Annotated in this window: 1 protein-coding gene; it reads right to left on the bottom strand. The window is 79.4% G+C overall.

Features of this window, described 5'->3' with window-relative positions; genetic code table 11:
* Nucleotides 1–1186: PLP-dependent aminotransferase family protein (locus tag ACIQOV_RS42105; RefSeq protein ID WP_401056519.1), on the bottom strand; the 1186-nt coding region annotated here is incomplete at its 3' end.
* Nucleotide 1187: the final 1 nt, after the last annotated feature.

Here is a 1187-nt window from a genome sequence, read left to right as displayed (position 1 = left end):
GGGGTTCGGCGGGGTGGTAGGGGCGGCCGGGGGAGACCTGGACGCCGGCGCGCAGCGCGGCCGCGGCGAGGGCGGTGTCGTCGACGCCGTCCGGGAAGCGCAGCCACAGGTGGTAGCCGCCGGGGCGGTGGGTGCCGAGGACGCCGGGCAGCTCGCGGTGCAGGGCGGCGACGGCGGCGGTGCGGCGGTCGCGCAGTTCGGCGCCGAGAGTGCGCAGGTGACGGGCCCAGGCGGGGTCGGCGACCAGTTCCAGGGTGGCCTCCTGGAGCGGCCGGGGCACGAAGAAGCTGTCCACCACCTGGGTGGCCCGCAGTCGGGCCAGCGCCGGTCCGCGCGCGGTGAGGGCGCCGACCCGCAGGTTGGGGGAGGCCGCCTTGGTCAGCGAGCGCAGGTGCACCACGACCCCGTCCCGGTCGTCGGCGGCGAGCGGGCGCGGCAGCGCGGGGGCGTCCGCGTGGACCAGCAGCCGGGCGAAGTCGTCCTCGACCACGAAGGCCCCGGCGGCCCGGGCGATCCGCAGCACCTCCTCCCGCCGTTCGGGCGACAGCACCGCCCCCGTGGGGTTCTGGAACAGCGGCTGGCAGACGAGGACCCGTGCCCGGGTGGCCGCGAAGGCGTCCGCCAGCAGGTCGGTGCGCAGGCCGTCGGCGTCGACCGGGACCGGGACGGGCCGCAGCCCGGCCGCCCGGACGACCGCCAGGATGCCCGCGTACGTCGGCGACTCCACCAGCACCGGCGAGCCGGGCGCGGCGAGCGCCCGCATGGCGACGGTCAGCCCGCTCTGCCCGCCGGAGGTGATCAGGACGTCCCCGACGCCGATCGGCCCGCCGTGGCCGCCGATGTCCCGGGCGAACCAGCCGCGCAGTTCGGTGAGGCCGTCGGTGGGCGGGCGGTCCCAGGCGCCCGGCCGCCGGCCGGCCCGGGCGAGCGCGGCGGCGAGCAGCCGCTCGGGCAGCAGCGAGGCGTGCGGGTAGCCGCTGTTGAGGTCGACGACGTCGGGCGGGGGCACCCGGAGGGTGGCGAACACGGGGGCGGCGAGCAGGTCGCGCGGGCCGGAGTCGGCGCTGAGCGCGATCTGCTGCCAGGAGAGGTCGCCGGTGCGGCCGGACGGTGCGGCGGGGACGGCCGGGGCCGCGGCGAAGGCCGCCGCCCGGAACACCCCGGCGCCGGGCCGGGAGACCACCAGC

The sequence above is a fragment of the Kitasatospora sp. NPDC091257 genome (genome assembly GCF_044757675.1).
GTDB classification, from domain to species: domain Bacteria; phylum Actinomycetota; class Actinomycetes; order Streptomycetales; family Streptomycetaceae; genus Kitasatospora; species Kitasatospora lactacystinica.
This window is presented reverse-complemented; position numbering and strand designations above follow the sequence as displayed.